At 42.4% G+C, this 3,528-nt stretch carries 3 protein-coding genes; all 3 read left to right on the top strand.

The window, feature by feature from the left end; genetic code table 11:
* The first annotated feature begins 687 nt into the window (after window positions 1-687).
* The gene (locus F6K20_RS29500) at window positions 688-1,848 is read left to right on the top strand and encodes an esterase-like activity of phytase family protein (RefSeq protein WP_008180175.1); all 1,161 of its coding nucleotides are present in this window, start codon (window positions 688-690) and stop codon (window positions 1,846-1,848) included.
* 494 nt (window positions 1,849-2,342) lie between these two features.
* Window positions 2,343-2,957 carry a chromophore lyase CpcT/CpeT gene (locus F6K20_RS29495; RefSeq protein ID WP_008180176.1) on the top strand — a complete coding sequence of 205 codons (615 nt, stop codon included), beginning with the start codon at window positions 2,343-2,345 and terminating at the stop codon, window positions 2,955-2,957.
* A 263-nt stretch (window positions 2,958-3,220) separates the two neighbouring features.
* Window positions 3,221-3,528, top strand: a 308-nt coding sequence (locus tag F6K20_RS29490; protein WP_287297066.1) for a glycosyltransferase, incomplete at its 3' end; no start/stop codon positions are given.

Here is a 3,528-nt window from a genome sequence, read left to right as displayed (position 1 = left end):
TATGGCGCAAGACTGGGATGGTTAATTAATCGCCAACAGCAGCAAGTATAAATTTATCCTCCCGATCGAGATGTGGAAATTTTAACTAGTCCACAAACATTATCAGGAGAGGATAGGATGTTTTGCCAAGGTTTGTTTTGGATTTGGTTCCAATCTGGTGAATAGTTTGTGTCTGTTTGTAATAGACATCTCGTAAACTAGTCAACTTCTTGCCAATTGTTCGGTCATTAGGATTTTATATCAAGTCCGGTTAAATACCCATAATAAAAGTGTATCGAAGGCAGAGGGCAGAACGCATAAGGGTGCATCTCAATGCATTAAATTAGGCAAAATTATCATAAAATTATCATACTTCCCACACTTCCCACACTTCCCACACTTCCCACAATTACCTTCTTTTTTACAAATATGAGATGCACCATGATCGACTGCATCAAGAGACAGGGTAGTAATTTTTAGGGATAGATGTTAAGCTATCCAAGACTCGTTTTGTAAACTGTTTTAAAAACATGACGCGAGCATAATTTAATTTTTAAATAGCACCAATAGTTAGTAGACAGCTTGGTACTTTTTTTTAGACCTAATTTATAACAATCAACACTTCTGGTCGAACCAAGTAATAATACAAGTAAGTTAAGGTACTGGTAGACTGACCTAATGTTAAGAAAACCTAAAAAACTATCAAATATGCTATGGGTTGTGGTAATAATATTCCTGGGTAGCCTGACCACTACCTGTAGCTTTTTACCAGCCATCACAGCAGAGGAACGCACCTTCCTCAACCTTTCCGTGAACTTCTTAGGGGAGTATCAACTCCCCCAAACGGAATTCAAAAATACCGTAGTGGGAGGGTTGTCAGGATTGGCCTATGATCGGGAACGCGATCGCTTTTTAGCTGTTTCTGATGATCGTTCTCGATTAGCTCCGGCTCGATTCTACACCCTAAAACTAACCTTCAATCCCACCGATACAGGAAACATAGGGATTGAAAACGTAGAAGTGGAAGATGTCACTTTCCTCAAAGATAAAAATGGTGAGACCTTTGTAAGGGGTACCCTGGATCCAGAAGGGATTGCTTGGTCTGGAAAAGATTCTGTATTTATCTCTAGTGAAGGGGCTACTAATCAAGGCATTGCTCCATTCATTCGGCAGTTTGATATAGCAACAGGACAACAGTTGCAAAACTTAAAAATTCCCCAGCGTTATCTACCGAATGACACTGACCTAGGAACAGTCAGTAATGGTATCCAGGATAACTTAGGCTTTGAGGCATTGACCTTAGAACCGATCAGCCTAGCTGCAGCAAGTGGGCAAGAGTCATTTCGCTTATTTAGTGCCAGTGAGTACTCCCTACACCAAGACCAGCCAGAAGCAGATACCGAACAAGCAGCGGGAATTCGTTGGTTGCACTATTTGATTGGAGACGTTACTCCTCCAATGCTGGTTAGTGAACATCTTTACTTACTCGACCCAGACCCCCCTAACACCCTTTCTCACGGTTTAACTGAGTTATTAGCAGTGGATACCGCAGGACATTTTCTGAGTTTGGAGCGTACCTATGGTTTATTTGGATTCAGTGCCAAACTTTATCAAGTGGTGACCGGTGGAGCAACCGATACCACCAAAATTGCTAGTCTCAAGGGTGATGTTTCCAAGATTAAGCCACTGCAAAAAAAGTTGTTGCTGGATTTGAGTGAATTGGGGATTTACTTAGATAATTTAGAGGGAATGACCCTTGGTCCGCGCTTGAGTGATGGAACTCAGAGTTTAATTTTGGTGAGTGATAACAATTTTAGTGAGGCTCAGGTGACACAGTTTCTATTGTTTGGGATTAAAGGTTTGAAATAACCCAAAGAAACCAGAGGTATTCCCAAGCTCTTGCCAGTAAGCTATCAGCTATAGCGCTGGGGACAGCAAATACGGAATAGGGAACTTCGGATCATGGTAATGATGGGCGCTTGTCAACTAAAGCTTTTAGCAATTGGTCTGTAAGCATTCAGCCGTCAGCTGTCAGCCGTCAGCTAAAAGCTCACGCTACTTGAGGTGCTTAAGATAAACCTTGAACGGGAGAATTTAATAGTTCGAGATTTTGTAAGCATATGCGCTACAGATGGTGCTACTTGAGGTGCCGTCAGCTTATTTTATTCAAAAGCACTTCAAGTAGCACCATCTGTAGCCGATAAGCTGAAAGCTGATAGCTGATAGCTGAATACTTACATTGGTCTTGATGCAGAATCCAAACATAAGCGACTGCATCAAGACGATGTATTGTAAAGATACTAACTGCATCAAAAACTACTTCATCCGAAGTTCGCGCTATTCTAAGTTCAACACTTCTGGTAATGACTCATTCTACGGATATCGCTACTTTAGCTCGCTGGATGGCAGCTGATTTTAGTAACCAAGAGCAGGCGTTTGAGAATCCACCATTGTATGCTCACATCCGCGTCTGCATGCGTCCTCTACCTTGGTCAGTGCTAGATGGATGTAGCTTGTTCCTTGAGCAAGCCTATGACTATATGCTCAACACCCCCTACCGAGTGCGGGTGCTAAAGATTGTTGAGCTAGACGGGCAAATCAAAATCGAAAATTACAAGGTTCAGGATGAAAAACTATTATACGGAGCTTCCCGTGATTTAGAACGTCTAAAATCCCTGAGTGCCCAACAGCTAGAGAAGCTTCCTGGTTGCACGTTCAATGTTGCCTGGACTGGTCATAGCTTCAAAGCGGAAGTAGAACCAGGTAAAGCTTGCTTGGTGGTGCGCAATAGTAAAGAAACCTATCTCGATAGCAGCTTTGAAGTAATGGAAGAAAAATTGATTAGTCTTGACAGGGGACGTGACCCCCAAACCGATGAACTCATTTGGGGTTCGATTGCTGGAGCATTTCACTTTGCACCCAGGACTAGCTTCGCTTCAGAAGTGCTGATCCCAACTCCAGAATTTACTGAACTATAGAAGAATTAACTCTTACCTTGGGGGTTTGAGGTCAAAAAAGGTTTCATACAAACCACAATTATAACCAAACTGATCAGGTTAGAGTCAAGGGCGTCCTGGAATCCCTAAACGCCATGGCCAATGGTCTAATACCTAGAAACTAATTCATGTTCAACAAGTGCCCCAAACCTGATACATTTAGCGAGTAGGGTCAAGCAAATTGGATTAAGGGACTATCAAAGACAAATAATTAATGACTAATGACTAATGACTAATCACTAATTATGCGAATTGCTTTTTTTACTGAAACATTTCTACCCAAAGTTGATGGCATCGTGACCCGGTTGCGCCACACGGTGGAACATTTGCAGCGTAACGGTGACCAGGTGCTAGTTATATGCCCAGAAGGGGGACTAAAAACATACAAAGGAGCCAAAATTTACGGTGTTTCTGGCTTTCCCCTACCCCTGTATCCCGAATTAAAGCTAGCCCTGCCACGACCCTCCATTGGTGGGGTATTAGAAAAGTTTCAGCCAGATTTGATCCATGTTGTCAACCCAGCAGTATTAGGGTTGGGAGGGCTGTATTATGA

The sequence above is a fragment of the Moorena sp. SIO2C4 genome (assembly GCF_010672485.1).
Lineage (GTDB): Bacteria > Cyanobacteriota > Cyanobacteriia > Cyanobacteriales > Coleofasciculaceae > Moorena > Moorena producens.
Note: the sequence above shows the minus strand (reverse complement) of the source record. Positions and strands in the feature narration are given on the sequence as shown.

What these genes read in the sequence shown, in the direction of transcription:
- F6K20_RS29500 (WP_008180175.1), top strand. Translation starts at nt 688, where the DNA reads ATGCTATGGGTTGTGGTAATAATATTCCTGGGTAGCCTGACCACTACC.
- F6K20_RS29495 (WP_008180176.1), top strand. Translation starts at nt 2,343, where the DNA reads ATGACTCATTCTACGGATATCGCTACTTTAGCTCGCTGGATGGCAGCT.